The 24,188-nt window shown below is 67.2% G+C and carries 24 protein-coding genes, 1 tRNA gene and 1 pseudogene; 14 read left to right on the plus strand and 12 right to left on the minus strand.

The genetic code is table 11. The annotated features are described in order from the left end of the window. From ACDP63_RS19825 to ACDP63_RS19835, 3 genes are all read right to left on the minus strand, one after another. Positions 1 to 1,018: 1-deoxy-D-xylulose-5-phosphate synthase N-terminal domain-containing protein (locus ACDP63_RS19825; RefSeq protein WP_409928544.1), on the minus strand; the 1,018-nt coding region annotated here is incomplete at its 3' end. Positions 1,019 to 1,033: 15 nt separating this feature from the next. After that, positions 1,034 to 1,906, minus strand: a complete 873-nt coding sequence (locus ACDP63_RS19830; protein ID WP_024844392.1) for a phosphoribulokinase — start codon at positions 1,904 to 1,906, stop codon at positions 1,034 to 1,036. Between the two features lie 21 nt (positions 1,907 to 1,927). Then, complete coding sequence (locus ACDP63_RS19835; RefSeq protein WP_024844393.1) at positions 1,928 to 2,920, minus strand: class 1 fructose-bisphosphatase; 993 nt, start codon at positions 2,918 to 2,920, stop codon at positions 1,928 to 1,930. Positions 2,921 to 3,013: 93 nt separating this feature from the next. Between ACDP63_RS19835 and cbbR the strand changes: the two genes are divergently transcribed. Next, positions 3,014 to 3,943 (plus strand): LysR family regulator CbbR, encoded by a 930-nt coding sequence (gene cbbR, locus ACDP63_RS19840; protein ID WP_024844394.1) that lies wholly within the window; start codon positions 3,014 to 3,016, stop codon positions 3,941 to 3,943. Positions 3,944 to 3,990: 47 nt separating this feature from the next. Here the strand turns inward: cbbR and ACDP63_RS19845 are convergent, their stop codons facing one another. Further along, the gene (locus tag ACDP63_RS19845) at positions 3,991 to 5,325 is read right to left on the minus strand and encodes an MFS transporter (protein ID WP_024844395.1); all 1,335 of its coding nucleotides are present in this window, start codon (positions 5,323 to 5,325) and stop codon (positions 3,991 to 3,993) included. Between the two features lie 146 nt (positions 5,326 to 5,471). After that, complete coding sequence (locus ACDP63_RS19850) at positions 5,472 to 6,698, minus strand: aminopeptidase P family protein (RefSeq protein WP_024844396.1); 1,227 nt, start codon at positions 6,696 to 6,698, stop codon at positions 5,472 to 5,474. A gap of 121 nt (positions 6,699 to 6,819) precedes the next feature. Here ACDP63_RS19850 and ACDP63_RS19855 point away from each other — a divergent pair, with 121 nt between their 5' ends. Then, a complete protein-coding gene (locus ACDP63_RS19855) occupies positions 6,820 to 7,725 on the plus strand; it encodes a LysR substrate-binding domain-containing protein (RefSeq protein ID WP_024844397.1) in 906 nt (301 codons plus the stop codon). A gap of 6 nt (positions 7,726 to 7,731) precedes the next feature. Here ACDP63_RS19855 and ACDP63_RS19860 read toward each other — a convergent pair whose 3' ends face one another. After that, entirely contained in the window at positions 7,732 to 8,175 is a 444-nt protein-coding gene (locus ACDP63_RS19860; RefSeq protein WP_024844398.1) for an Rrf2 family transcriptional regulator, read from the minus strand. A gap of 122 nt (positions 8,176 to 8,297) precedes the next feature. Here ACDP63_RS19860 and hmpA point away from each other — a divergent pair, with 122 nt between their 5' ends. From hmpA to ACDP63_RS19910, 10 genes are all read left to right on the plus strand, one after another. Then, positions 8,298 to 9,506: an NO-inducible flavohemoprotein gene (gene hmpA, locus ACDP63_RS19865; RefSeq protein WP_024844399.1), complete on the plus strand. Its 1,209-nt coding sequence runs from the start codon at positions 8,298 to 8,300 to the stop codon at positions 9,504 to 9,506. A gap of 119 nt (positions 9,507 to 9,625) precedes the next feature. Continuing rightward, positions 9,626 to 10,663, plus strand: coding sequence for a GlxA family transcriptional regulator (locus ACDP63_RS19870; protein WP_024844400.1), 1,038 nt, complete (start codon positions 9,626 to 9,628; stop codon positions 10,661 to 10,663). A gap of 58 nt (positions 10,664 to 10,721) precedes the next feature. After that, complete coding sequence (locus ACDP63_RS19875; protein ID WP_024844401.1) at positions 10,722 to 11,531, plus strand: DUF72 domain-containing protein; 810 nt, start codon at positions 10,722 to 10,724, stop codon at positions 11,529 to 11,531. 91 nt (positions 11,532 to 11,622) lie between these two features. Then, on the plus strand, positions 11,623 to 12,297 hold the full coding sequence (locus ACDP63_RS19880; protein WP_028710610.1) for a DUF2270 domain-containing protein: 675 nt from the start codon (positions 11,623 to 11,625) through the stop codon (positions 12,295 to 12,297). Between the two features lie 489 nt (positions 12,298 to 12,786). After that, positions 12,787 to 12,972, plus strand: coding sequence for a hypothetical protein (locus ACDP63_RS19885; RefSeq protein WP_024844403.1), 186 nt, complete (start codon positions 12,787 to 12,789; stop codon positions 12,970 to 12,972). A 314-nt stretch (positions 12,973 to 13,286) separates the two neighbouring features. After that, positions 13,287 to 14,891: an ABC transporter substrate-binding protein gene (locus tag ACDP63_RS19890; RefSeq protein WP_409928545.1), complete on the plus strand. Its 1,605-nt coding sequence runs from the start codon at positions 13,287 to 13,289 to the stop codon at positions 14,889 to 14,891. A 72-nt stretch (positions 14,892 to 14,963) separates the two neighbouring features. Beyond that, positions 14,964 to 15,971: an ABC transporter permease subunit gene (locus ACDP63_RS19895; protein WP_028710609.1), complete on the plus strand. Its 1,008-nt coding sequence runs from the start codon at positions 14,964 to 14,966 to the stop codon at positions 15,969 to 15,971. After that, entirely contained in the window at positions 15,968 to 16,870 is a 903-nt protein-coding gene (locus tag ACDP63_RS19900) for an ABC transporter permease subunit (protein ID WP_024844406.1), read from the plus strand. Before ACDP63_RS19895 ends, ACDP63_RS19900 begins: the two co-directional genes overlap by 4 nt. 3 nt (positions 16,871 to 16,873) lie before the next feature. After that, positions 16,874 to 17,710: an ABC transporter ATP-binding protein gene (locus ACDP63_RS19905; RefSeq protein WP_024844407.1), complete on the plus strand. Its 837-nt coding sequence runs from the start codon at positions 16,874 to 16,876 to the stop codon at positions 17,708 to 17,710. After that, positions 17,707 to 18,546: an ATP-binding cassette domain-containing protein gene (locus tag ACDP63_RS19910; RefSeq protein ID WP_024844408.1), complete on the plus strand. Its 840-nt coding sequence runs from the start codon at positions 17,707 to 17,709 to the stop codon at positions 18,544 to 18,546. Before ACDP63_RS19905 ends, ACDP63_RS19910 begins: the two co-directional genes overlap by 4 nt. A gap of 57 nt (positions 18,547 to 18,603) precedes the next feature. Here ACDP63_RS19910 and ACDP63_RS19915 read toward each other — a convergent pair whose 3' ends face one another. From ACDP63_RS19915 to ACDP63_RS19935, 5 genes are all read right to left on the minus strand, one after another. After that, entirely contained in the window at positions 18,604 to 19,347 is a 744-nt protein-coding gene (locus tag ACDP63_RS19915; protein WP_024844409.1) for a molecular chaperone DjiA, read from the minus strand. Between the two features lie 62 nt (positions 19,348 to 19,409). Next, a complete protein-coding gene (gene cysW / locus ACDP63_RS19920; protein WP_024844410.1) occupies positions 19,410 to 20,234 on the minus strand; it encodes a sulfate ABC transporter permease subunit CysW in 825 nt (274 codons plus the stop codon). Then, positions 20,234 to 21,079, minus strand: coding sequence for a sulfate ABC transporter permease subunit CysT (cysT, locus tag ACDP63_RS19925; protein WP_024844411.1), 846 nt, complete (start codon positions 21,077 to 21,079; stop codon positions 20,234 to 20,236). Before cysT ends, cysW begins: the two co-directional genes overlap by 1 nt. Further along, positions 21,076 to 22,074 carry a sulfate ABC transporter substrate-binding protein gene (locus ACDP63_RS19930; RefSeq protein ID WP_028710608.1) on the minus strand — a complete coding sequence of 333 codons (999 nt, stop codon included), beginning with the start codon at positions 22,072 to 22,074 and terminating at the stop codon, positions 21,076 to 21,078. The genes cysT and ACDP63_RS19930 overlap by 4 nt, the downstream gene beginning before the upstream one ends. Continuing rightward, complete coding sequence (locus ACDP63_RS19935) at positions 22,071 to 23,171, minus strand: sulfate/molybdate ABC transporter ATP-binding protein (RefSeq protein WP_024844413.1); 1,101 nt, start codon at positions 23,169 to 23,171, stop codon at positions 22,071 to 22,073. The genes ACDP63_RS19930 and ACDP63_RS19935 overlap by 4 nt, the downstream gene beginning before the upstream one ends. Positions 23,172 to 23,448: 277 nt before the next feature. On the opposite strand from ACDP63_RS19935, the gene ACDP63_RS19940 reads away from it, so the two are divergent. Next, the gene (locus ACDP63_RS19940) at positions 23,449 to 23,931 is read left to right on the plus strand and encodes a GNAT family N-acetyltransferase (RefSeq protein ID WP_024844414.1); all 483 of its coding nucleotides are present in this window, start codon (positions 23,449 to 23,451) and stop codon (positions 23,929 to 23,931) included. A gap of 44 nt (positions 23,932 to 23,975) precedes the next feature. Beyond that, positions 23,976 to 24,052, plus strand: a tRNA-Arg gene (locus ACDP63_RS19945). Between the two features lie 44 nt (positions 24,053 to 24,096). Here ACDP63_RS19945 and ACDP63_RS19950 read toward each other — a convergent pair. Continuing rightward, positions 24,097 to 24,188: pseudogene (locus ACDP63_RS19950) on the minus strand (IS5/IS1182 family transposase); the annotation flags it as partial.

Consider the following 24,188-nt stretch of genomic DNA (forward strand, 5'->3'; position numbering starts at 1 on the left):
CGCTGCGCAGCGCCGCCGCATCGGGCGCGGCCAGCATGGCGTTGAAACGGCCCTGATCTGGGGACGTTTCCAGCCGCTTCTGCCATGCTGACCGCGCCTCGGCCCCTCGCGCGGAGACACAGCGCCAGGAGTCCAGGATGTCTTGGGGTATTTCGAAGGGCGGATGGTTCCAGCCCAGATGCGCACGCGCCGCCGCGATCTCGTCGGCGCCCAGCGGCGCGCCATGCACGTCGTGGCTGCCCTGCTTGTTCGGCGCGCCATAGCCGATCACCGTCTTGCAGGCGATGAGCGAGGGGCGCTCATCCGCCCGCGCGGCCTCGATCGCGGCGGCCACCGCCTCGCGGTCATGGCCGTCCACCGCCTGCACATGCCAGCCCGCGGCGGCAAAGCGCGCCATCTGGTCGGTCGAGGTGGACAGGTCGGTATGGCCGTCGATGGTGATGCCGTTGTCATCCCACATCAGGATCAGCCGGCCCAGCCGCTGGTGGCCGGCAAAGTCGATGGCCTCGTGGCTGATGCCCTCCATCAGGCAGCCGTCGCCCGAGATGACATAGGTCCAGTGATCGACCAGCCCGTCGCCGAAGCGGGCGTTCATCATCCGCTCGGCCAGCGCCATGCCGACGGCGGTGGCTAGCCCCTGGCCCAGCGGGCCGGTGGTGGTCTCGATCCCCTTGGCATGGCCGTATTCGGGATGGCCGGCGGTGCGCGCGCCCAACTGGCGGAAATTCCGCAGCTGGTCCATGTCCATGTCGTCATAGCCCAGCATGTGGTTGATCGCATAGACCAGCATCGAGCCATGGCCCGCCGACATCACGAAGCGGTCGCGGTCGGGCCAGGCGGCATCCGCCGGGTCGATCTTCATGAAGCGGTTGAACAGCACCGCGGCCACGTCGGCCATGCCCATGGGCGCGCCCGGATGGCCGGATTTCGCGGCCTCGACCGCCTCCATCGCCAGCGCGCGGATGGCATTGGCCATCTGCGCCTCCATACCGGTGTCGATCCTTGCCATCTGGTTCATCCTCTTTCCCTCCCTTCAGGCCCGTTTCGATTCGTTGACCAGACGCAGGATCATCGGCGTCAGGATCAGCTGCATGGCGAGGTCCAGCTTCGGCCCCGGAATGACGATGGAATTGGCGCGGCTCATCCACGAGCCCTGGATCATCGAGGTCAGATAGGGAAAATCGATGCCGCGCGGGTTCTTGAAGCGGATCACCACCAGGCTTTCGTCCGCCGTGGGGATCCAGCGCGCGATGAACGGGTCCGAGGTATCGACCACCGGGACACGCTGGAAGTTGATGTCGGTTTCGGTGAACTGCGGGCAGATCACATGCACATAGGCATGCATCCGGCGCAGGATCACGTCGGTCACGGCCTCGGTCGAATAGCCGCGGCTGGCCTTGTCGCGGTGGATCTTCTGGATCCATTCCAGGTTGATGACCGGCACCACGCCGATCTTCAGGTCGGCCTGTCCGGCGATGTCGATGCCGTCCGAGCGGACCGCGCCATGCAGCCCCTCGTAGAACAGCAGGTCCGAGCCGGGGGCGAAATCCTCCCATGCCGTGAACTGGCCGGGGGGCGTGCCGTATTTCTCGGCCTCGCGGTCGTCGTGGACGTAATGCCGGGTCTGGCCGGTGCCGGTCTGGCCGTAATGGCGAAACACCTGTTCCAGGCGCTCCAGCTCGTTGGCCTCGATGCTGAAATGGCTGAAGGTGTGGTCGCCCGCCTCGGTCCGGCGCGCCAGTTCGGCCTTCATCGCCGCGCGGTCGAAGCGGTGGAAGGCGTCGCCCTCGATGCTGACGGCGGTGATCTTCTCGCGGCGGAAGATCTGGTCGAAGGTGTTCTTGATCGTGGTGGTGCCCGCGCCCGACGAGCCGGTGACGGAAATGATCGGGTGTTTCTTGCTCATGGTGTCCCTTCTTTTTCCAGATCAGGCCCGGAACAGGCCGCGATGGCCGAACAGCGCCGAGACCTCGGTCTGGGGCAGTTCGTGATAGGCGGCGATGCGGGCGACCTTCTCGGCCGAGCCGAAGACGAAGGGCGTGCGCTGGTGCAGGCGCGCCGCGCCCTGGTCGAGGATCGGGACCAGCCCGTCGGTGGCGCGACCGCCGGCCTGTTCGACCAGCAAGGCGATGGGCGCGCATTCGTAAAGCATGCGCAGCCGGCCCGAGCCGTAGCCCTCGCGCGCGTCGCCGGGATACAGGAACACGCCGCCCCGGATCAGGATGCGGTGGGTTTCCGCCACCAGCGAGGCGATCCAGCGCATGTTGAAGTTCTGTTCGCGCGGGCCGTCGCTGCCGGCCAGGCAATCGTCGATATAGGCGCGGATCGGCTGCGGCCAGTGCCGGTAGTTCGAGGCGTTGATGGCGAATTCCAGGGCGCTTTCGGGCATCTCCTGCCGGGCCGTCACCAGCCGGAAGCCGTCGCTGTCGGGGTCCAGCGCGTAATGCTGCACGCCGTCGCCGAACGTGACCATCATGGCGCAGCGCGGGCCGTAGATGATGTAGCCCCCGCCGATCTGCTGGCGCGCCGGGCGCAGGAAGCTGGCCTCGGCCGTCGCCTCGGCGGGATAGATCGAAAAGATCGTGCCGATCGAGACATTGGTGTCGATGTTCGAGGAGCCGTCCAGCGGGTCGATGGCGACGGCCAGCCGGCCCGCGGGGTCCAGCGCCACGGCCTCGTCCTGTTCCTCCGAGGCGAGCCAGCGCACCCCCGCGCCGGCCAGCGCCTGGCGGAACAGGTCGTCCGCCATCACGTCCAGCGCCTTCTGCCCGTCGCCATCCGCATTGGTCCCGACCGGCGAGGCAAGGTCGCCACCCCGGCGGATGATCGCGGCAAGCCGGGCCCCGGCCTCGGCCATCGCCCGCATCACGGGGCGCAACTCCTCGGGAATGCGGTCGGTCTGGATTGTCTCGGCGGTCATCTGCCCCTCCTCTGGCGCGTCCCGTCTTCTTGTTGACATGTCCAGATTTTAAGGAACATTTAATAATACAAAAATGTATTTCGGAAATTCTGAATGAAGCGGATCAGTGCCATAACCCTGCGCCAGCTGCGCGTGCTGCGCGCCGTCATCGACAGCGGCTCGCTGACCGGGGCGGCGGGGCTGCTGAGCCTCAGCCCGCCCGCGATCCACAGCCAGCTGCGTGCGCTGGAGGATCTGCTCGGCGCCCCCATGGTGATCCGGGGCGAGCATGGCGCCTTCCTTGCCACCGAAGAGGGGCGGGCGGTGCTGGAAGCCGAGGCGCAGATCGCCATCGCGCTTGAAACCTGCGCGCGGCGGGTGGCGGCGCTGCAAAGCGGCCATACCGGCAATGTCTCGCTGGGGGTGGTCTCGACCGGCAAGTATTTCGCGCCGCGCCTCGTCGCCGACCTGCGCCGCGCGTTGCCCGAGGTCGAGGTGACGCTGCGCATCGGCAACCGCGACGCGGTAATCCAGTGGCTGACCTCGCGGGCGCTGGACCTGGCGATCATGGGCCGGCCGCCGCGCAGCCCGGCGGTGGTGGCCGAGCCCATCGGCCCGCATCCCCATATCATCGTGGCGCCCCCCGATCACCCGCTGGCCGCCGCCGATCCGGCGACGCCGCGCGATCTCCTGGCCGAGACCTATCTGGCGCGCGAGCCCGGCTCGGGCACGCGCATCCTGATGACACGGTTCCTGGACCGGATCGGCGACGGCACGCCCTGGCGCATGGTCGAGATGGGCACGAACGAGACCATCAAGCAGGCGGTGATCGCGGGCTTGGGCATCGCGCTGATCTCGCAGCACACGGTGACCGAGGAATTGCGCGCCGGCCGGCTGGTGGCGCTGAAGGCCGAGGGGCTGCCGATCCAGCGCAACTGGTTCCTGATCCGGCGCGAGGACATGGCGCTGTCGCCGGCGGGACGGCGCGTGCATGATCATGTCCTGGGGCTGAAGGGCGGCTTCCTGCCCACGGTCGAATCGTAAGCGCCGGCCGCGGCGGATCGCCTGCGGCCGGCGCTTGCCTTGCGGGGTCAGTCCTCCAGCGGCTTGCCGGCAGTCTCGCGCGCCATCAGCATGGCGACCAGCGCCAGACCGGCGGCGCCGACCAGATACCAGGCCGGGGCCAGCTTGCTGCCGGTCACGCTGATCAGCCAGGTTGCGACGAAGGGCGCGGTGCCGCCAAACAGCGCATTCGCGGCGTTGAAGCTGAAGGCGAAGCCGGAATAGCGCACGCGGGTCGGAAAGATCTCGGACAGGAAGCAGGGCAGGGTGCCGTCGTTGATGGTCAGCAGTGCGCCGAAGGCGATCTGGATCAGCACGATGGTGGCGAAGCTCGCGCCGTCGAGCATGCTGAACAGCGGCACGGTCAGGCCCATGAACAGCACCGAGGCGGTGATCAGCGCCGTTTTGCGCCCCAGCCGGTCCGACAGCATGCCCATCAGGAAGATCAGGAAGATGTAGCTGGCCAGCGAGATGCTGGTGGCCAGGAAGGCCTGCGCCTTGCCCATGCCCATCTCGGTCGAGAGATAGGTGGGCATGTAGCTGAGGATCAGGTAGAAGCCCACGGCGTTGAGGCAGGTGACGCCGAAGGCGATGGCGATCTGCCGGCGATGGTTGCGAAACAGCTCGCGCACCGGGGTGGCCTCGACGTGATGGGTCTTTTCCAGCTCGCGGAATTTCGGCGTGTCCTCCAGCCGCAGCCGAATATAAAGGCCGATGAAGCCCAGAGGCAGCGCCAGCAGGAAGGGGATGCGCCAGCCGAAGCTTTGCATCTGCGCCTCGTCCAGGAAGGCGAAGAGCCCCGCCGACATCAGCGAACCGGCCAGCAGCCCCGCTGCGGTCGAGGCCGGTACGATGCTGGTGTAAAGGCCGCGGCGATGGGTCGGGGAATATTCGGCGATGAACGAGGTGGCGCCGGCATATTCGCCCGCCGCCGAAAAGCCCTGCACCATGCGCACCAGCAGCAGAAGCACCGGTGCCAGCAGGCCGATCTGGTGATAGGACGGCAAGAGCGCGATGACGGTGGTGGCGCCCGACATGATCAGGATCGACCAGGACAGCGCGGTGCGCCGGCCGACCCGGTCGCCGATCGCGCCCCAGATGATGCCGCCGACCGGGCGGATGATGAACGAGATGGCAAAGACCGCGAAGGTCGCCAGCAGCGCGCTGGTCGGCGCGATCTCGGGAAAGAAGGCATGGGCGATGACGGTGGCGAAATAGCCGTATGAGGCATAGTCGAACCATTCGACGAAATTGCCGACGAAGCTGGCGCCCAGCACCTTCTTCACCACGTCGGGCGAAACCTCGGTGTCTTGCGCCGCATCCTGCGGCATGACGGCCGCCGCGGCGAGCGTTGGATTGGACATTGTTACCCTCCCTTGGGTGTTCCTGCCGGTCTCCTCTGCCGGCAATGGCCTTTCGGCCCGGCCCGCGGGGGATGCGGGCCGGTGGCGGCGGTCGCAATCGCCGTTACGCGATCCGCCCGCCGGATGGTCCGGCGGGCGGTGGGGGATCAGGCGGCCTTGGCCTTGCCCCTGACGATCAGATGCTCGGGTCCATAGGGGAAGCCGGTGATGTTGCGGTTCCCGCCTTCCTCGATCACCAGGATGTCGTGTTCGCGATAGCCGCCGGCGCCGGGCATGCCCTCGGGGATGGTGATCATCGGCTCCATCGAGACGACCATGCCGGGCTCCAGCACCGTGTCGCAATCCTCGCGCAGCTCCAGCCCCGCCTCGCGGCCGTAATAGTGGCACAGCACCCCGAAGCTGTGGCCATAGCCGAAGCTGCGGTATTGCAGCAGGTTCTCGGCCGCATACATCTCGTTCAGCTCGGCCGCGATCTCCGAGCATTTCTTGCCCGGCACCAGCAATTCCTTGCCGCGGTCATGGACCTTGCAGTTGAACTCCCACAGCCGGACATGTTCGTCGCTGGCCTGCTCGGCGAAGAGCGTGCGCTCCAGCGCGACGTAATAGCCCGCGACCATGGGGAAGCAGTTCAGCGACAGGATGTCGCCGCGCTGGATCTTGCGGCTCGTCACCGGGTTGTGGGCGCCGTCGGTGTTCACGCCGGACTGGAACCAGGTCCAGCTGTCCAGCAGTTCGGCATGGGGCCAGGTTTTCGCGATCTCGCGCACCATGGCGGCGGTGGAATGCAGCGCCACCTCATGCTCGGGCACGCCCACGGCCACCGCCTCGACGCAGGCCGCGCCGCCCAGATCGGCGATACGGGCCATCTCGGTGATATGGGCGATCTCCTCGGCCGATTTGATCATGCGCAGCCGCATGGCAGGCGCTGCGATATCGACGAACGCGACGCCGGGAAACTCCGCCTTCAGCAGGTCGAGCAGGTCGATGTTGACATGGTCGAACTCGATGCCGATGCGTCGGGCCTGGCCGGCCAGTTGGCGCAGCGCATGAAAATAATTGTCCTTCTGCCAGTCGGTATAGGTGACGTTTCCGCCGAAGCTGCGCCGCCAGGGCTGGCCGCCGTCGATGCCGGCGCTGATGGTGCTCGCCTTGTCATGGTCGATCACCAGCCCGTAGCGGCGGCCGAACTGGCAATAGAGGAAATCGGCGTAATAATTGATGTTGTGATACGAGGTGAACAGCGCCGCATCGATGCCTGCCTGCGCCATATGCGCCCGGATTGCATCCTGGCGGCGCTGCATTTCCGTGGCCGAGAAGGTCGGGACCGCCTTCTCGCCATTGCCGACGAAACTCTGGAGCCTGTCGCGTTGCATGGGATGTCCTTTTGTCTTTTGGGGGTTCGGATGGCGGCAGGATCGGTTCCGCAAGGCCGCTTGTCAAAAGACGGTTTCTCATGCTTCACTTGAGAAAATCTCAAACAGTTTTGGAACGCCGATGTCGCTTCTGCCGCTGAACGCCCTGCGCGCCTTCGAGGCGGTGGCCCGGCTGAAAAGCTTCAAGGAGGCGGCGAAGGCGCTTTTCGTCACCCAGTCGGCGGTCAGCCATCAGGTCCGCCACCTTGAGGAATTCCTGGGGGTCGCGCTGTTCGACCGCTCGGGGCCGCGGCCGCGCATCCTGCCCCGCGGGCAGGAACTGGCGCGGACGCTGAGCCTGTCGCTGGCCGAGATCGAGGCCGCCTGCAAGCGGGTGCGCATGGCCGGCGGCACGCAGCCGCTGGTGATCGCCGCCATCCCCTCGGTGGCGATCTGCTGGCTGATCCCGCGGCTCTCGCGCTTTCGGCAGGCGCATCCCGAGGTGGCGCTGCGGGTGGTCTATGCCATGCACGGTCAGGAGATCGACTTTCGCAGCACGCATTTCGCCTTCGTCTTCTCGGATGGCCCGCCGGCCGTGCCGGGGGTGCGGGTGCTGGGCTTCCTGCCGGGGGCAAGCGCGCCGGTCTGCAACCCCGCGCTGCTGCTCGCTTTCGGCAAGGCGCCGCCCCCGGCCGCCGCGATCAAGGCGGCGGGGCTTTTGCACGATACCGACACCTCGGCCTGGCGCGCCTGGCTTTCGCGGGCGGGCGAGGGCATCGACCCGGACGAGGCCGGGCCGGTCTTCGAGGATTTCAACCTGCTGCGCGCTGCCGCGCTGGCCGGGCAGGGCGTGGCGCTGTGCCCGCTGGCGATGATCCGCGACGACCTCGACAGCGGCCGGCTGGTGCAGCTGTCGCCGGTGACGGTGCAGGAAAACTATGGCTACTACCTGCTGGCCAACGATCCGCAGCCTGCCGACCTGGCCGAGAACGCCCAGGCCTTCCAGGACTGGGCGTTCCACGAAAGGGATGCCGGGCCGGGCGGCTGATCCGGGTCAGGACCGCGCCGGCTCGCGCGGCGCCACCGGGTGCAGCAGATGCGAGAAATCCGGCCGCCGCGCCAGCACATCGGCCAGGCTGTAGCCGTCCAGAACCGCCATGAAGCCCGCCATCGCCTCGTCCAGCACCGAGGTCAGCCCGCAGGCCGGCGCGATGATGCAGCTGGTGCAGCCGACCAGGTCGAAATCATCCTCGGTATGGCGCACCAGCGCGCCGATATTGATCTCGGCCGGCGGCCGCGCCAGCCGGATGCCGCCGTTGCGGCCGCGCAGGCTGGCCAGAAAGCCCGCATGCACCAGGTCGTTGATGACCTTCATCAGGTGGTTCTGCGAGATGCCATAGGCTTGCGCGATCTCGCCGATCGAGCACAGCCGTTCGGGCTCGCGGCCCAGATACAAGAGCACGCGCATGGCGTAATCGGTATAGCGCGTCAGGCGCATCGCGGCCTCCGATAAAACATGTATCCTGATTGCATGTTTCTGGCGGCAAAGATACATGTATCCGCAATACATGTTTTGAGTCGCGGCCGACCCCCGCCGCGCAACCTAGCAGGAGAAGCCCGATGCCGCAGCCGCTGAGCGCGCAGACCATCGCCCTGGTCAAAGCCACTGTCCCTGGGCTCGAGGCGCATGGCCTTGACATCGTGCGCGAAATGTATGCGCGCATGTTCCAGAACCCCGAGATCCGCGACCTGTTCAACCAGTCGCACCAGGGCGGTTCGGAAGCGCAGCCGCGCGCGCTGACCGGGGCGATCCTGGCCTATGCCAACAATATCGACAACGTCACGGCGCTGGTCCCCGCGGTCGAGCGCATCGCCCAGAAACATGTGGGCCTGCAGATCCTGCCCGAGCATTACCCCCATGTCGCCGAGGCGCTCTTGGGCGCCATCCAGGCGGTGCTGGGCGATGCGGCCACCGACGAGGTGCTGGATGCCTGGGGCGAGGCCTATTGGTTCCTTGCCAATATCCTGATCGCGCGCGAGCGGCGGATCTATGACGAGCAGCTGGCGGTCGCGGGCGGCTGGAACGGCTGGCGCGAGTTCCGCATCGACGAGGTGATCCGCGAAAGCAGCACCATCGCCTCGTTTATCCTGCGCCCGGTCGATGGCGGGCCGGTGATGGCGCACAAGCCGGGCCAGTACCTGACCTTCTGGCTGGAGATCCCCGGCCATGCCCCGGCCAAGCGCAACTATTCGATCTCGGCTGCGCCGAACGGCCAGACCTATCGCATCTCGGTCAAGCGCGAGCCGCAGGGGCTGGTCTCGGGCTGGCTGCACCAGCAAAGGCCGGGCACGGTGCTGAAGGTGGCCGCGCCCGCGGGCGAGTTCTTCCTGCCCGAACGGCCCAAGCGGCCGGTGGTGCTGCTGTCGGGCGGTGTGGGCCTGACGCCGATGGTCGCCATGCTGGAGGCGCTGGTGCAATCGGACGCGCCGGTGCCGGTGCATTACATCCACGGCACCCATGACCGCGAGACCCATGCGATGCGCGCCCATGTCCGCGCGCTGGCCAAGGGACGGGGGCAGATCACCGTCACCGATTTCCACCAGACGCCGCTGGCGGATGAGGTCGCCGGCCGCGACTACGACCATGCCGGGCTGATCACCGAGGAATGGCTGCTGGCCAACACCCCTTCGGGCGATGCGGATTACTATATCTGCGGCCCGCGCCCCTTCCTGCGGGCGGCGGTGGCCGCCCTGTCGCTGGCCGGCGTGCCCTCGGACCGCATCCATTACGAGTTCTTCGGCCCGGCCGACGAATTGCTGGTTGCCTGAGGCGGGGTCCGGACGCCGATGGCCCGGCCGCTTGCCAAGGGGCTTGGCAGCGCGCCACGGCTTGTGGCAATGCGGAACGGACGCCCGGTCCTCCGGCCGGGCGCAGCATTCGGGAAACCATGGTGCCGCAATCTGCTGCTGACGACAGGGAACGCTATATCGCGCGGGGCATTGCCCATGTGAAGCTTTCGACGCCGGCCCGGGCGCCGATCACCGTGTCCTTCGTGCTGATGCCGCGCTTTACCATGCTGGCCTTCACCTCGGCGATCGAGCCCTTGCGGGTGGCCAACCAGCTGACCGAGCAGGTGCTGTTCAAATGGCGCATCCACAGCGAGACGGGCGCGCCGATCGCCTGCTCGAACGGGGTGCCGCTTCTGCCCGACGCGCCGCTGTCCGAGGCCCTGGCCTCGGATTACGTGCTGGTCTGCGGCGGGGTCGAGCCGGATGCGGGATGCAGCGCCGAACTGACCGACTGGCTGCGCAAGCAATGGCGCCACGGCGGCACGGTGGGCGGGCTTTGCACCGGCGCCTATGCGCTGGCCCGCGCCGGCATCCTCAACGGCCGCCGCTTTACCCTGCATTGGGAAAACATTCCGAACTTCACCGAGAAATATCCGGACCTGGCGCCCGAGCGGCGCATCTTCTGCATCGACGACCGCATCGTCACCTGCGCCGGCGGCGTCGCTTCGGCCGAGCTGGCACTGAAGCTGATCGAGGATTACTACGGCGCCGAACTGGGCCAGGCGGTGATGAACATGTGCCTGCTGGGCCAGATCCGCCGCGGCGAGGACGAACAGCTGAGCTCGCTTTCCGTCCGCCTGGGCACGCGAAACGACCACCTGATCCGCGCCGTGGCCTATATCGAGGCCCATGTCGAGGACGAGATCGACCTGGGCGAATGCGCCAGCCACCTGGGCATCTCGCGCCGCCAGCTGGAGCGATTGTTCCAGCGCTACCTGGACACGACGCCGCTGCAATATCTCAACAAGGTGCGGCTGCAACATGCCCGCTCGCTGCTGACCGAGACCAATCTCAGCGTCATGCAGGTGGCGGTGGCCTGCGGTTTCGGCTCGTCCTCGTATTTCTCCAAGGTGTTCCGGGGGCAATACGGCATCTCGCCCCACAAGTTCTCGCTGACGCGCAAGCGGCCGGGTTAGGGCGCGGCCCGCGCCCTGCGCTATGATCGGCCGAATCGCCAGCGCAGGAGGGTATCGGATGGACAAGGGCAGGGTGGCGGCGGGACGCATCCGCATCGGCATCGGCGGCTGGACCTACGAGCCCTGGCGCGGCAGCTTCTATCCCGCGGGGCTGGCGCAGCGGCGCGAGCTGGAACATGCCAGCCGCCGGCTGACCTCGATCGAGATCAACGGCACCTATTACGGCGCGCAAAAGCCCGAGAGCTTTCGCAAATGGCATGACGAGACGCCCGAGGATTTCGTCTTTTCGCTGAAGGCGCCGCGCTATGCCACCAATCGCAAGGTGCTGGCCGAGGCGGGCGAAACCATCGCGCGGTTCCTGTCGGGCGGGGTCATGCTCTTGGGCGACAAGCTGGGACCGATCAACTGGCAGTTCATGGCGACGAAGACATTCGAGCCCGACGATTTCCGGGCCTTCCTGAAGCTGTTGCCGGCCGCGGCCGGGGGCAGGGCGCTGCGCCACGTGGTCGAGGTGCGCCACCAGAGCTTCCGCACGCCCGTCTTCACCGAGATGCTGCGCGAGCATGGCGTGGCGGCGGTGGTCGCGGCGGATGGCAAATATCCGCAGATCGCCGATCCGACCGCGCCCTTCGTCTATGTGCGCATCATGGGTACCAGCGCCGAGGAGGCCCTGGGCTATGCGCCGGCGGCGCTGGATCTTTGGGCGGAAAGAGTGCGGATCTGGGCGGCGGGCGGACTGCCCGAGGGGCTGGAGCATGTCGGGCCGAACCCGGTCTCGGGGCCGCGCGACGTCTATCTTTACGTCATCGGCGGCCACAAGGCGCATAATCCGCAAGCCGCCATGGCGCTGATCGAGCGGCTGGGCTGAAGCCGCCGCGATCCCGTTCCGCTTTCGGCGCGGCCAAGGGGCTTGCCCGTGCGATCCGCCCCTGCCAAGCTGCAAGGCAGGGAGAACGCGCATGGACGGACAGCAGAACGGCCGCAAGCCGCTGGACACGGCGGAAATCGGCGCGCTTGCGCATCTTTACCGGGCCGAAATCTATCGCTCGACCATCTGGCGCACGCGGCTCGACACCACGACGAACTGGTCGGTGGTGACGCTGGGGGTGGCGCTGTCGATCACCTTTTCCTCGCCCCAGGCATCGCCCCTGCCGCTGGTGCTGGTCGGCATCCTCATCATCTTCTTCCTGATGCTCGAGGCCCGGCGCTATCGCTATTTCAACGTCTGGCGCGCGCGCTGCCGCTGGATGGAGCTGAACTTCATGGCGCCGATGCTGCGCGACGGCGACCTGCGGCTGGACACAGGCTGGCAGGACCGGCTGGCCGAGGATTATCGCCGCCCCGCCTATCACGTCAGCCTGCGCACCGCCATCGGCCGGCGCATCCGGCGCAACTATTTCTGGATCCTGCTGATCCAGACCGTGGCCTATCTGGGCAAGCTGGGGGTGCATCCGACCCCGCTGCAATCGGCGGCCGAATTGCTGGAGCGCGCCGCCATCGGCCCGATTCCGGGCTGGCTGGTGCTGGGCATCGGGCTGGCCTATTGCCTGTCCTGGGGCGCCATTGCGCTGTGGAGCCTGGGCGAGGACCGCAAGCGCGCCCGCTGGCGCCAGGATCCGCTGGGCATGGGGTGAACCCGGCGGGCTGATGCAAGGCCACACGGGTTTGGTCACGCATCCCCTCGCCGGAATGCAGGACGAAGCGCCCGAAATCGAGGAGATGGCCAAGGCCGCCACCATCCATGTCCCGACCGTGCGGCCGGCTGCCGGATGGATCTGCTGCGCCGCTGGCCTTCGGGGGGCGCTGCCCCCCGCGTTTCCTGCACCCCTCGACGGGGCGCAGGAAACGTCCCCCCGGGATATTTGGGCAAGAAAGAAGGGCAGGCGCCATGGGGCTGGATCCCGAGAGGCGCCACCCGGCACAATGTCAATCCACCGGCTCCAAGGCGCCGAAGGATATGGCGCATCCTGCCCGGCCCGGCTAGGTTGGCGGAATGCTGGTCGATCCCNGCAGGCGCCATGGGGCTGGATCCCGAGAGGCGCCACCCGGCACAATGTCAATCCACCGGCTCCAAGGCGCCGAAGGATATGGCGCATCCTGCCCGGCCCGGCTAGGTTGGCGGAATGCTGGTCGATCCCGAACACCCGTTCTTCCGCCCGCTCTGGGTCCGTGTCCTCTGCGTCCTGCTGCCCCTGCTTTGGGCGGGGTTCGAGGCAACCAGTGGCGCGTTCTTCTGGGCCTTCCTGTTCGGTGCGGCAGGGATCTATCTTTTCGCGGCGCTTTTCCTGAAACGCAGCGACGACGGGTGATGTCCCGGCGCCGGCGCGGACCTGCCCCTCGTGTCTTGCCGATCCGCGAATGGTGCGCCGAGAATCATCCCGTCCCCGTCCCGATACGGCGGGGCGGCAGCGCCTGAACAGTCCGGTTCTGTCTGTTTTCACGTCCGGGGCCGGCCCCTCCTGCCTGGTGCCTGGCCGGCTGAACGCCAAGATTTGCCCGATGCTTTCGGCGTTTCGCAGCGTCATCGCGGCAAAACGACGATCATGCCCGGCAAAGCACTTGACCTGTCAGGCAGATTCGTTTGCATCAGGATCAGGGAATATCTCTAGACATGGGAGGCATTATGTCACTCTTCTCCACCCGGATGCTTGCGGCATCGGCTTTTGCCCTGATGGCTGCGGCGCCGCTGCATGCCAAGACCTTCGTCTATTGCTCGGAGGGCTCGCCGGAGGGTTTCGACGCCGCGCCCTATACCTCGGGCACCACCTTCGATGCCTCGGGCCATGCGATCTACAACCGCCTCGTGCAGTTCAAGCCGGGCACCACCGAGATCGAGCCGGCCCTGGCCGAAAGCTGGGACGTGTCCGAGGACGGGCGGGAATACACCTTCCACCTGCGCCAGGGGGTGAAGTTCCATTCCAACGACAAGTTCACGCCCTCGCGCGATTTCAACGCCGACGACGTGATCTTCACCTTCGAGCGCCAGGCCAGCGCCGACCATCCCTGGCACGAATACATCCCCGGCATCACCTACGAGTATTATTCCTCGATGGAGATGGACAAGCTGATCAAGTCCATCGAGAAGGTCGATGACCACACGGTGAAATTCACCCTGAACCAGCCCGAGGCGCCGTTCCTGGCCAATGTGGCGATGCCCTTCGTCTCGATCGTCTCCAAGGAATATGCCGACGCGCTGGACGCCGCCGGCACCCGCGAAGACCTGAACAACGCCCCGATCGGCACCGGCCCCTTCCGCTTCGTCGCCTATCAGAAGGACGCGGTGATCCGTTACCAGAAGAACGCCGATTACTGGGGCGAGGCACCCAAGATCGACGACCTGGTCTTTGCCATCACCCCCGACGCCTCGGTGCGGCTGCAAAAGCTCAAGGCCGGCGAATGCCACCTGATGCCCTATCCGGCGCCCGCCGACCTGGACGAGATCCGCGCCGACCCGAACCTCAAGCTGGACGAGCAGCCCGGCCTGAACGTGGGCTATCTGGCCTATAACACCACCGTCGCGCCCTTCGACAACCCGCAGGTCCGCAAGGCGCTGAACATGGCGATGGACAAGCAGGCCCTGATCGACGCCGTCTATCAAGGCAATGCCGAGGTCGCCAAGAACCCGATCCCGCCGACCATGTGGTCCTATAACGACGCCATCGAGGACGACAAATACGACCCCGAGGCCGCCAAGGCGATGCTGGAGGAAGCCGGCGTCAAGGATCTGACCATGGAAGTCTGGGCCATGCCGGTGCAGCGCCCCTACATGCCCAATGCCCGCCGCACCGCCGAGCTGATCCAGAGCGATTTCGCCAAGGTCGGCGTCAAGGTCGAGATCGTGAGCTACGAATGGGGCGAGTACCTGAAGAAGTCGATGGAGGAAGGCCGCAAGGGCGCCGTCATCCTGGGCTGGACCGGCGACAACGGCGACCCCGACAACTTCCTGTCGGTGCTGCTCAGCTGCGCCGCGGCCAATCCGGGCGGCGCGAACCGCGCCTTCTGGTGCAACCAGGAGTTCTCGGACCTGCTGGCCAAGGCCAAGGCGACCTCGGACCATGACGAGCGGGTCAAGCTTTACGAAGAGGCGCAGGTCATCTTCAAGCGCGAGGCGCCCTGGGCCACGCTGGCACATTCGACGCAATATGTGCCGATGGCCAAGAACGTGACCGGCTTCGTGCAATCGCCGCTGGGCGACTATGCCTTCGACACCGTGGACCTGACCGAATAAGGTCGCGCCCGGATTGAAACTCTCGCGGCCGTGCAGGGAAACCTCCTTGCACGGCCCTTAGGTTAGGGTTCGATGCTCAGATTCATCCTCAAGAAACTGCTTTACCTGGTTCCGACGATGATCGGGATCACGCTGGTGGCCTTTGGCTTCATCCGGCTGCTGCCCGGCGACCCGGTGCTGTTGATGGCCGGCGAGCGCGGCGTCTCGCCCGAGCGTTACGCCCAGATCGCGGCGCAGCTTGGCTATGACAAGCCGGTCTGGCAGCAATATCTGCATTATCTCGGCAACCTGCTCCAGGGCGACCTGGGCAATTCGCTGGTGACGAAAAAGCCGGTGCTGACCGAGTTCCTGGCGCTGTTTCCGGCCACGGTCGAGCTGGCGCTGGTGGCCATCATCATCGCCACGGTGATCGGCGTGCCGGTGGGCGTGATCGCGGCGATCAAGCGCGGCAGCTGGTTCGACCAGATATCGATGACCGCGGCGCTGGTCGGGTTTTCGATGCCGATCTTCTGGTGGGGGCTTTTGCTCATCATCCTGTTTTCGGGCGTGCTGGGCTGGACTCCGGTCTCGGGCCGCATCTCGCTGATGTATTTCTTTCCGCAGGTGACGGGCTTCATGCTGGTCGACAGCCTGCTCTCGGGGCAGAAGGGCGCCTTCGCCTCGGCGCTGAGCCACCTGATCCTGCCCTCGATCGTGCTGGCGACCATCCCGCTGGCGGTGATCGCGCGCCAGACCCGATCCGCCATGCTGGAGGTGATGGGCGAGGATTACGTGCGCACCGCCCGCGCCAAGGGCCTGTCGTCGCGCCGGGTGATCGGCGTCCATGCGCTGCGCAATGCCATGATCCCGGTCATCACCACCATCGGCTTGCAGGTCGGCGTGCTGATGGCCGGCGCCATTCTGACCGAGACGATCTTTTCCTGGCCGGGCATCGGCAAGTGGATGATCGATTCCATCAGCCGCCGCGACTATCCGGTGGTGCAGTCGGGCCTGCTCCTGATCGCCGCCATCGTGATGATCGTGAACCTGATCGTTGACCTGACCTATGGTCTCATCAACCCGAGGATCCGGCACAAATGACCGATACCACCGTCAAGATTTCGGACGCGGCCATCCGCCGCCGGATGCTGCGCGAGTTCTGGTTCTATTTCAGCCAGAACCGCGGCGCGGTGATCGGGCTCGTGGTCTTTATCCTGCTGGTGCTGACGGCGATCTTCGCACCGCTGATCGCGCCGCATGACCCGACGCAGCAATACCGCGACGCGCTCTTGGTGCCGCCGATCTGGCAGGATGGCGGGCGTGCGGGCTTCCTCTTGGGCACCGATGCGGTGGGCCGGGACATGCTGTCGCGGCTGATCCACGGCGCGCAATATTCGCTGTTCATCGGCATTGTCGTGGTCGCCATCGCGCTCACCGGCGGCATCATCATCGGGCTGGTCGCCGGCTTCTTCGGCGGCTGGGTGGACACCGTCATCATGCGGGTCATGGACGTGGTGCTGGCCTTTCCCTCGCTGCTGCTGGCGCTGGTGCTGGTCGCGGTGCTGGGGCCGGGGCTGACCAATGCGATGATCGCCATCGCCATCGTCTACCAGCCGCATTTCGCCCGCCTGACCCGCGCCGCGGTGATGGGGGAAAAGGCGCGCGAATACGTCACCGCCGCCAAGGTGGCCGGGGCGTCGAACCTGCGGCTGATGTTCAAGACCATCCTGCCGAACTGCCTGGCGCCCCTGATCGTGCAGGCGACGCTGAGCTTCTCCTCGGCGGTGCTCGACTCCGCCGCGCTCGGCTTCCTCGGCATGGGCGCGCAGCCGCCGGCCTCGGAGTGGGGCACCATGCTGGCCGAGGCGCGCGAGTTCATCCTGCGTGCCTGGTGGGTGGTGACCTTCCCCGGCCTCGCCATCCTGGTCTCGGTGCTGGCGATCAACCTGATGGGCGACGGTCTTCGCGACGCGCTCGACCCGAAACTGAAGCGGAGCTGAGCCATGGCCTTGCTGACAATCCGCAACCTGACCGTGCGCTTTGCTACCTCGACCGGCAGCTTCACCGCCGTGGACGGCATCGACGTGACCGTGGACAAGGGCGAGGTGCTGGCCATCGTCGGGGAATCGGGCTCGGGCAAGTCGGTGTCGATGCTGGCGGCGATGGGGCTTTTGCCCGATACCGCCACCGTCACCGCCGACGAGATGAGCTTCGACGGGCAAGACCTGCTGCGCATGACCCCGCGCCAGCGCCGCCGCATCATCGGGCGCGAGATCACCATGATCTTCCAGGAACCCATCGCCTCGCTGAACCCCAGCTTCACCACCGGCTACCAGATCGAGGAAGTGCTGCGCTTCAACGCAGGGCTGTCGAAACGCGCGGCGCGGGCCAGGGCACTGGAACTGTTCCGCCAGGTCGGCATCCCCGAGCCCGAGGAAAAGCTGCGCAGCTATCCGCACCAGATGTCGGGCGGCCAGTGCCAGCGGGTGATGATCGCCATGGCCATCGCCACCGGGCCGCGCCTCTTGATCGCGGACGAGCCGACGACGGCGCTGGACGTGACGATCCAGAAGCAGATCCTCGACCTGCTGATGCAGTTGCAGGAACAGACGGGCATGGCGCTGATCCTGATCACCCACGACATGGGCGTGGTGGCCGAGACCGCCGACCGCGTCCAGGTGCAATACAAGGGCAAGAAGATGGAAGAGGCCGAGGTGCTGACGCTGTTCGAGGCGCCTTCGCATCCCTATACCCGCGCGCTGCTCTCGGCCCTGCCCGAGAATGCGACGGGCGACCGGCTGCCCACCGTCGGCAGCTTCCTTGAGGAGGCCCCGCAATGAGTGTCGTCGAAGGCCGCAACCTGATCCGCGACTATCACGTTCCCGGATCGTTGACCCGCGCCGCCAAGACGGTGCGCGCGGTCAAGGGCATCAGCTTTTCGGTCGATCGCGGCAAGACGCTGGCCATCGTCGGCGAATCCGGCTCGGGCAAGTCGACGCTGGCGCGGATCATCGCGCTGATCGATCCGGCCTCGGGCGGCGAGCTCATGATCGACGGCAAGCCCGTGGACATCGGCAAGGCGCGGCTGACGCGCGAGATGCGCTCCAAGGTGCAGATGGTGTTCCAGAACCCCTATGGCAGCCTGAACCCGCGCCAGAAGATCGGCGACGTGCTGATGGAGCCCCTGCTTCTGAACACCGATACCCCCGCCGCCGAGCGCCGCCGCCGCGCCGAGGAGATGCTGGCCAAGGTCGGCCTGCCGCCCGAGGTGTTCAACCGCTATCCGCACATGTTCTCGGGCGGGCAGCGCCAGCGCATCGCCATTGCCCGCGCCTTGATGCTGAACCCGACGCTGCTGGTGCTGGACGAGCCGGTCTCGGCGCTGGACCTGTCGGTGCAGGCGCAGGTGCTGAACCTGCTGGCCGACTTGCAGGAGGAGTTCAACCTGGCCTATGTGTTCATCAGCCACGACCTGTCGGTGGTGCGCTACATCGCCGACGACGTGCTGGTGATGCACAAGGGCGAGGCGGTCGAGCAGGGCAGCCGCGACGAGGTCTTCGCAGATCCCAGGCATCCCTATACGCGCGAACTCTTTGCCGCGACCCCGGTCACCGATATCGAGGCGATCCGCGAGCGCGTGGCGCGTCGCAAGGCGCTGCGCGCTGCGCATGCCTGAGGCGACTGGGCCGGGGTGCGCGCAGGCCATGCGCGCATCCCGGCCAATGCCCTGTCCCTAGGCGGACAGGCTGGGGCCGGCGCAGCCCTTCGGGTGCATGTTGCGGAAGTTTTCCCATGCCTCGTTCAGCGCGCGGGTGCGGGCCTCGGCCAGGCGGATCGCCTCGGGCGGCAGGCCGCGGGCTAGGGCGCGGTCGGGATGGCTTTCGCGCACCAGTTCGCGCCAGCGCCGGCGCACCTCGGGCAAGGGCGTGTCGGGGGTCACGCCCAGAACCTCGCATGAGGGGCAGCCCTGCCGGCGGTCGTGGCGGGCGCGGATCGCCGCCACCTGCGCGGCGGGCAGGCCGAAGATGCGCGCCACCTCGTCGATGAAGACGATCTCGGCCTCATGCAGGTCGCTGTCGGCGACGGCGATGATGAACAGCCCCTCGATCACATCGGCCAGGACCGGGTCGCCCGGCGGGAACATGCGGGCGATGCGCCGGGCCCAGGCGTCGAAGCCGGCGACATCCTGGCGCGCCAGGTCGAAGACGCGGGCGGCGTTCTTTTCCTCGGATCGCGGGATGATGAAGACGCGGCGAAAGGCCGCCACCTCGGAGCGGGCCACGGCGCCGTCGGCCTTGGCGAGCTTGGCCCCCAGCGCGATCACGGCGATGGTGAAGGCCACCGATCTCTCGGGCGGGGTGGCCGGGCGGCGCGCGCCGACGATCGCCGCCAGCCGGTCGGCGATGCGCTGCCAGAAGCTGCGGGGCTTCGGCAGTTCGGGGCAGGGTTGTTTCTGGTCCTTGATCGCGGCGTCCATGGGCTGCAGCCTAGGCGGGCTGGCGGGTCAAGTCCACTGACATTCCCGCCAGTTACGGGCTGTCATCTGCGGCTTTCCAGCGCCGCCTTGACGACCAGCACCACCAGCGCGATGACGGTCAGGGTCGAGGCGGCGGCAAAGGCGCCGGTGGTGTTGAGGTCGTTGAACATCAGTTCGATCTGCAGGGGCAGGGTGTTGGTCTGGCCGCGGATCGAGCCGGAAACGACCGAGACGCCGCCGAACTCGCCCACCGCGCGGGCCGTGCAAAGCACGGCGCCGTAAAGCAGCGCCCAGCGGATATTGGGCAGGGTGACGCGGGAAAACACCTGCCAGCCGCGTGCGCCCAGTGTGACCGCCGCCTGTTCCTGTTCCGAGCCTTGCGCCTGCATCAGCGGCAGCACCTCGCGCACCACGAAGGGGGCGGTCACGAACATGGTGACCAGCACGATGCCGGGCAGGGCGAACATCACCTTCAGGTCATGCGCGGCCAGCCAGGGGCCCAAGAGGCCCTGCCGGCCGTAAAGCAGCAGGTAGCAGATGCCGGCGATGATCGGCGAGATCGAGAAGGGGATCTCGATCAGCACCATCAACAGCTTGCGCCCCGGAAAGCGGAAGCGGGCGATGGCCCAGGCGGCGGCGATGCCAAAGGCGATGTTGACCGGAACCACGATCACCGCGACCAGCGCCGTCAGCCAGATCGCATGCAGGACCAGCGGGTCGGCGATGTTTGCCAGATAGACCGCCCAGCCCTCGGCGAAGGCGCGCCAGAAGATAAAGGCCAGGGGCGCCACGACGAAGATCGCGGTCAGCGCGAAGGCGAGGGCGATCAGCAGCCGCGGCACCGCGCGGCTCTGGCCGGGAGCGTGGGTCAGCGCGACGGTGGTCATCACCGGGCCTCCAGGTGGCGGGCGGCGCGGAACTGGATCAGGTTCGAGACCGCCAGCAGGACCAGCGCGAACATCAGCAGCACCAGCGCGATGGCGGCGGCGCCCTGGTAGTCGTATTCCTCCAGCCGGATGAAGGCCAGCAGCGCCGCGATCTCGGTCTTGAAGGGCAGGTTGCCGGCGATGAACACCACCGCGCCGAACTCGCCCAAGCTGCGGGCGAAGGCCACGGTCGAGCCTGCCAGCCACGCGGGCAGGATCGCCGGCAGCACCACGCGGCGGAAGATGGCAAAGGGCCGGGCGCCCAGCGTCATCGCCGCCTGCTCCAGCGCCGGGTCCAGATCCTCCAGCACCGGCTGGATGGCGCGCACCACGAAGGGGATCGAGGTGAAGGTCATCGCCAGGATCACGCCGCCCAGCGTATAGACCAGCTCGATGCCGGCGCCGGTCAGCGGCGCGCCGAACCAGCCGTTCGCCGAATAGAGCGCGGTCAGCGAGATGCCTGCGACCGCGGTCGGCAGGGCGAAGGGGATGTCCATCAATGCATCCAGGATGCGCTTGCCGGGAAAGTCGTAGCGCGTCAGCACCCAGGCCATCAGCAGGCCGTAGAAGGCGTTGAAGACGGTGGCCGCGGCGGCGGCGGTCAGCGTCACCCGCAGCGCCGCCAGCGTGCGCGGCGCGGTGACGATGGCCCAGAACCGCGCCGGCCCGATCTCGGCCCCCTTCAGCACCAGCGCCACCACCGGGATCAGGATCACCAGCGCGACGTAAAGCAGCGTCGTGCCGAGGCTCAGCGAGAACCCCGGCAAGACGCGTTTCGCGCGGATGGGCGCGGCGGCGGCGCTCATTGGTTGACGAAGACCTTGTCGAGGATGCCGCCCTCGGCCAGGTGCTCTTCCTGCACCTTCTGCCAGCCGCCAAAGACCTCGTCCACGGTCAAGAGCTTCACCTCGGGGAACTCGCCGGCGTATTTCGCCGTCACCGCCTCGTCGGTGGTGCGATAGTGGTTCTCGGCCAGCGTCTCCTGCGCCTCGGGCGAGTAGAGCCAGTTGAGATATTCCGTCGCGACCTCGGCCGAGCCGTTCTTTTCGGCGTTCTCGGCCACCACGGCGACCGGGAAGGCGGCGAAAAGGCTGGTCGCCGGGGTCACGGCCTCGAGGCCCTGGGCCTCGTATTGCTTGGCGATGCCCTTGGTCTCGGCCTCGAAGGTGATCAGCACGTCGCCGATGTTGCGCTCGGCGAAGGTCTGGGTGGCGGCGCGGCCGCCGGTGTCGAAGACCGGCACATTGGCAAAGATCTTGCCCACGAATTCCTGCGCCTTTTCGGGCGTGCCGCCCTCTTGCGTCAGGGCATAGGCATAGGCGGCCAGATAGGTATAGCGTCCGTTGCCGCTGGTCTTGGGATTGGGGAACACCGCCTGCACGTCGTCGCGCGCCAGGTCCGACCAGTCCTTGATGCCCTTGGGATTGCCCTCGCGCACCAGGAAGGCGGGCAGCGAGTAATAGGGCGAGGCGCCGTTCGGCAGCGCCTCGCGCCAGTTCTCGGCCACCAGGCCGTTCTGCGCCAGCACGTCCACGTCGGTTTCCTGGTTGAAGGTGACGACATCGGCCGGCAGCCCCTCGAGGATGGCGCGCGCCTGTTTCGACGAGCCGCCATGGCTTTGGTCGATGGTCACATCGCGGCCGGTCTTGTCCTTCCAATGCGCCTGAAATTCGGGGTTCAGCGCCTCGAACAGCTCGCGGGCGATGTCATAGCTGACATTCAGGATCTTGTCCTGGGCCAGCGCCGGGGTGGTGCCCAGCAAAAGCGCCAGCGCGGCGACATGAAGCTTGCGGATCGTCATAGGCTTTTCTCCTTGCGGGGGAATGCGGTGGCGGCCGCCTGGGGAACCAGGGCGCGCGGGCCGGGAAAGATCGTGCCCGCCTCGGGGCGCAGGTTGACGCGGGTGCCGGCGATCAGCCCCTGCGCCTCGGGCGCGCGGCGGGGCAGGTCGATGCCGAACTGGCCGGTGCCGTCGGTCAGCTCCAGCCGCAGCAGGGCGCCGTTGCTGGTGCGATGCGTGATCTGCCAGCGCCCGGCGGGATCGGCCAGGGGCGTCACGTCGGCTGGGCGCAGGAACAGCGTGGCCGGCCCATCGGGCAGGGCGCGGCGCGGCAGGCGGCTGCTATCCAGCCCCTGCGCCTCGGCCCGGCCGGCCTGCAGCACCACCGGCAATTCGATGGTCGCGCCCATGAAGCGGGCGACGAAGGGGCTGGCGGGGTGGTCGTGGATCTGGTCGGCATTGCCGATCTGCTCGATCCGGCCCTCGCCCATCACCACCACGCGGTCGGCCAGTTCGAAGGCTTCCTCCTGGTCATGGGTGACGAAGATCGTGGTCGAGCCGGTCTCGTCATGCACCTGGCGCAGCCAGGCGCGCAGGTCGCGGCGCACGGCGGCGTCCAGCGCGCCGAAGGGCTCGTCCAGCAGCAGCACCGTGGGCTCGATGGCCAGCGCGCGCCCCAGCGCCACCCGCTGCCGCTGCCCGCCCGAAAGCTGCGCCGGGTAGCGGTCGCCCAGATGCGCGATCTGCAGGAACTCCAGCAGCTGATCCACCTTGGCCGCGATCACCGCCTTGCCCGGCCGCTGCGCGCGCGGCCGCACGGTCAGGCCGAAGGCGATGTTGTCGCGCACGCTCATATGCGGAAACAGCGCGTAATGCTGAAAGACGAAGCCGATGCGGCGGTCCTGCGCCGCCAGGTGCAGCCAGTCCGCGCCATGCACCACCAGCCCGCCCGAATTCGGCCATTCCAGCCCGGCGATGATCTTCAGCAGCGTGGTCTTGCCCGAGCCCGAAGGGCCGAGCAGCGCCACCAGCTCGCCCGATTCGATGGTCAGGTCGATGCCGCGCAGCACCGCGGTGCCGTCGAAGCTCTTGGTCATGTGCTCGATGACGATGGACATGGGCGCCTCCGTTTCCGCGCCAGAGGTAGCGGGCGGGCCGGGGCCGGGCAAGCCGGGCGGGCCCCGGCCGCCCCGGCGGGCGGCGAATGTTTTCCCAAGGCTGGCCGGGCGGCGGACCGCTGTTCCCCTGCCGCCGGCCCGGCGCGGAAAGCGTCCGGGCCGCAAGGGGCTGGCGCGCGTATTCTTCCTTATTTTTCATGCCGCCGGGCCGCGCGGGGCTTCGCAATCGCGCCGGCCGCTGCTAGGGTCCGGTGCGCAGCAGCAAAGGGATGGCGCGATGGATGGCGGGGATCTGGTGATCGGGCGGGAAAGCCCCCTGGGCGAGGATCTGGCGCTGCTGTTTCAGCGCCACACCGCCGACATGCATGCCGACACGCCGCCGGAATCGATCCACATGCTGCCGCGTGCGGCGCTGGAGGGCCCCGAGATCGCCTTTTTCGTGCTGCGCGAGAGCGGCGTGGCCCTGGCCATGGGCGCGGTCAAGCTCATCGCCCCGGATCATGGCGAGATCAAGTCGATGCATGTGCTGGCCGAGGCGCGCGGCCGCGGCCATTCGCACCGCATGCTTCAGGCGCTGGTCGACCATGCCCGGTCCGAGGGCATGGCGCGGCTGAGCCTGGAAACCGGGGTGCAGCCCACCTTCATCGCTGCACGCGGGCTTTATGCGCGGGCGGGTTTCGTGGAATGCCCGCCCTTTGGCGAATACCGGCCCGATCCGAACAGCGTCTTCATGACGATTGACCTGCGTGGTACGGATTGAGCGGTTGATTCAGCCGCCATCCTGCGCCATGACTGCCGCCATGCGGCCCCGTAGCTCAACTGGATAGAGCAAGCGCCTTCTAAGCGCTAGGTTCCGGGTTCAAGTCCTGGCGGGGTCGCCATCCCATCAAAAAATGCTTTGAATATCAGGCGCTAGGGTCAGGATTCATAACCAATAAATGACGGTTGCCGCGAGCGCGATGGCCGAGAGGAAGACCTTCGGGCATCTGTCGTATCGGGTTGCCACGCGCCGCCAGT

This window comes from Paracoccus sp. P2 (assembly GCF_046335115.1).
GTDB classification, from domain to species: domain Bacteria; phylum Pseudomonadota; class Alphaproteobacteria; order Rhodobacterales; family Rhodobacteraceae; genus Paracoccus; species Paracoccus pantotrophus.